The organism is Nocardioides sp., from assembly GCF_047607365.1.
Taxonomy (GTDB): Bacteria; Actinomycetota; Actinomycetes; order Propionibacteriales; family Nocardioidaceae; genus Nocardioides.
Map to the genome: position 1 here is coordinate 1 of NZ_JASGDD010000114.1, position 3,081 is coordinate 3,081.

Below are 3,081 nucleotides of genomic sequence, written 5' to 3' on the forward strand. Positions count from 1 at the left end.
GCGGAGTCGGCCGGGCAGCTGATGTTCTACGGCCCCGGTGCCGGTGGGGCTCCCACCGCGAGCGCGGTGCTCGGCGACCTCGTCACGGTCGCCCGCAACGCGGCCGCGGGCACGCGCGGCGCCGGCGAGTCGTCGTACGCGGATCGGGAGATCCTGCCGATGGGGGAGACCGTCACGCGCTACCACCTCAGCCTCGAGGTCGCCGACCAGCCGGGCGTGCTCGCCGCGGTCGCGTCGACGTTCGCCGACCACGGCGTCTCGATCCAGACCGTCCGCCAGGAGGGCCGCGGCGCCGACGCCCAGCTCGTCGTCGTGTCGCACGAGGCGACCGACGCGCAGCTGGCCGCCACCGTGGAGGCCCTGCGTGGCATGGAGATCGTTCGCGGCGTCACGAGCGTGATGCGCGTAGAGGGAGAGCTGTGATGACCGGCGCGCAGGGCACCAACGGACAGTGGCGAGGCGTGATCGAGGAGTACCGCGACCTCCTCGACATCCCCGAGGGCACCCCGGCCATCACGCTGGGGGAGGGCGGCACCCCGCTGATCCGCTCCGGCTGGCTCTCGGACCTCACCGGCGGCGAGGTCTGGCTGAAGATCGAGGGCCAGAACCCCACCGGCTCCTTCAAGGACCGCGGCATGACGGCGGCCATCTCGGTCGCCGTGCACGAGGGCGCCAAGGCGTGCGTCTGCGCGTCGACCGGGAACACCTCGGCCTCGATGGCCGCGTACGCCGCCCGCGCCGGCATCACGCCCGTCGTACTCGTCCCGGACGGCAAGATCAGCGCGTCCAAGATGGCCCAGGCCCTGGTCCACGGCGCCGAGGTGATCCGCGTGCGGGGCAACTTCGACGACTGTCTCACCATGTCGCGCAAGATGGCCGAGGCCTACCCCGTCGCCCTCGTCAACAGCGTCAACCCGGTCCGTCTCGAGGGCCAGAAGACCGCGGCCTTCGAGGTCGTCGACCGCCTCGGCGACGCCCCCGACTTCCACCTCATGCCGATCGGCAACGCCGGCAACATGAGCGCCTACTGGCTCGGCTACCAGCAGTACGCCGCCGCCGGCCGCTCCACCCGCACGCCGGTCATGCGCGCCTTCCAGGCCGAGGGGGCGGCGCCGCTCGTGCTCGGCCACCCCGTGCTCGAGCCGGAGACCCGCGCGACCGCGATCCGGATCGGCAACCCCGCATCCTGGAAGCTCGCCGAGGCGGCACGCGACGCCTCCGGCGGCCGGTTCAAGGCGCTCACCGACGACGCGATCCTCGCCGCCCAGGCCCAGCTCGCCCGCAACGAGGGCGTCTTCGTCGAGCCCGCCTCGGCGGCGGGTGTCGCGGGTCTCCTCGACGATCTGGCGGCAGGGGACTCCTACGCCGGCACCACCACCGTCATCACCGTCACCGGCCACGGCCTCAAGGACCCGGCCACGGCGCTGGAGTTCTTCGGCGAGGTGCCCGAGATCGTCGTGGACGCCGACGTCGAGGCGGCCGCCGCGGCCGCCGGGCTCCTCTGAGCATGCCCGCCGGGACCAGCGCCCCGGAGTTCGTCACCGGCCGGGTGTCGGTCACCGTCCCGGCGACCTCGGCCAATCTCGGCCCGGGCTACGACACCCTGGGCCTCGCGCTCGATTGGCGCGACACCCTGCACGCCGAGGTGATCGACTTCGGCCTCGTCGTCGACGTCGAGGGGGAGGGGTCCGGGGCCGTACCGCTGGACGAGTCCCACCTCGTCGTGCAGGCGATGTTCGCCGCCTTCGACGCGCTCGGCGGCCGGCCCAGCGGGCTCACCCTGCGCTGCGTCAACGTCATCCCGCACGCCCGCGGGCTCGGCTCCTCCTCGGCTGCCATCGTCGGCGGGCTCGCGCTCGCCCGGGCGCTGGTCGTCGGCGGCGCCGACCAGCTGGGCGACGAGGCGCTCTTCGAGCTGGCCGCCCGGATCGAGGGCCACCCCGACAACGTCGCGCCGGCGGTCTTCGGCGGCCTGACGATCTCCGGCCAGGAGGCCGAGACGTTCTACACCGCCACGGCTCCGGTCGACGAGCGGGTCGGTGCGGTCGTGTTCATCCCCCCGACCGGTGTCGAGACCAAGGTCGCGCGGGGGCTCCTGCCCGACGTCGTACCCCACGCGGAGGCGGCTGCCGACGCCGGCAACGCCGCCCTGCTCGTGGCGGCCCTGGCCGGACAGCCCGAGCACCTGCTGCGCGCGACCCGCGACCTGCTCCACCAGGAGTACCGCCGTCCGGCGATGCCCGACTCGCTCGCCCTCGTCGACGCGCTCCGCGCCGACGCCGTCCCCGCGGTCGTCTCCGGCGCGGGGCCGACCGTGCTGGCCTTCACCAGCGCGCCGGCGGAGGCCGCCGCACTGGAGGAGCGCTGCCCGGAGGGATGGACCTCGCGAGTGCTCGCCGTCGCGACTGCCGGAGTTCTGGCCGACTCCTGAGCGCGCTGGTGCTACAGTCGCCGCGATGCGCCGCACCTGTGGCGGCGCCGAGCTCCTCGTGAGTAGACCGGGGAGTGCAACCCAAACGTCAGCCGCCCGGACACGGCGCGCTGCGACAACGTGGGAAGGACCTCACGTGACGGAAACCATCGAAGCCCCCGTGGGCGGCGCTGCCGGCAGCGCGAAGAAGAAGCCCGGTGGGCTCAACGCCATGCTCCTGGCCGACCTGAAGTCGATGGCCGGCGGCATGGGCATCGCCGGCGCCGGGTCGATGAAGAAGGCCGACCTGATCGCCGCGATCAAGGGCGCCCAGGGCGGCGCCCGCCCGGCCAAGGCGGCGTCCGAGAAGGCGGCGCCCACGAAGGAGGCGGCCGGCCGGTCGAAGGCGGCCCCCACGAGCGAGCCGAAGGGCGAGCCCCAGGCGGAGGCGCCCCAGCGCGACGCCCAGCCCCACCAGGTCAACCAGAACAACCAGAACAACCAGGGCAAGCAGAACAACCCGGGCGGCCAGAACAACCCGGGCGGCCAGAACAACCCGGGCGGCCAGAACAACCCGGGCGGCCAGGGCGAGCAGCCGGGCCAGGGCGCTCAGGGCGACGCGGGCGAGGAGGGCGGCAGCCGCCGCAACCGCCGCCGCCGCGGGCGTGACC

The 3,081-nt window shown here is 74.1% G+C and carries 4 protein-coding genes; all 4 read left to right on the plus strand.

Features of this window, described 5'->3' with window-relative positions:
- The coding region (locus QM572_RS08590) for an ACT domain-containing protein (RefSeq protein WP_415092066.1) at positions 1 to 423 on the plus strand (423 nt) is incomplete at its 5' end.
- A complete protein-coding gene (thrC, locus tag QM572_RS08595; RefSeq protein ID WP_415092068.1) occupies positions 423 to 1,505 on the plus strand; it encodes a threonine synthase in 1,083 nt (360 codons plus the stop codon). The genes QM572_RS08590 and thrC, both read left to right, overlap by 1 nt.
- A gap of 2 nt (positions 1,506 to 1,507) precedes the next feature.
- Positions 1,508 to 2,431 (plus strand): homoserine kinase, encoded by a 924-nt coding sequence (gene thrB / locus QM572_RS08600; RefSeq protein ID WP_415092070.1) that lies wholly within the window; start codon positions 1,508 to 1,510, stop codon positions 2,429 to 2,431.
- Positions 2,432 to 2,567: 136 nt separating this feature from the next.
- Positions 2,568 to 3,081, plus strand: a 514-nt coding sequence (locus QM572_RS08605) for a Rho termination factor N-terminal domain-containing protein (RefSeq protein ID WP_415092072.1), incomplete at its 3' end; no start/stop codon positions are given.

Excerpts from the sequence above, each read along its gene's own strand:
- thrB (WP_415092070.1), top strand. The coding sequence starts at position 1,508 with ATGCCCGCCGGGACCAGCGCCCCGGAGTTCGTCACCGGCCGGGTGTCG.
- thrC (WP_415092068.1), top strand. The coding sequence starts at position 423 with ATGACCGGCGCGCAGGGCACCAACGGACAGTGGCGAGGCGTGATCGAG.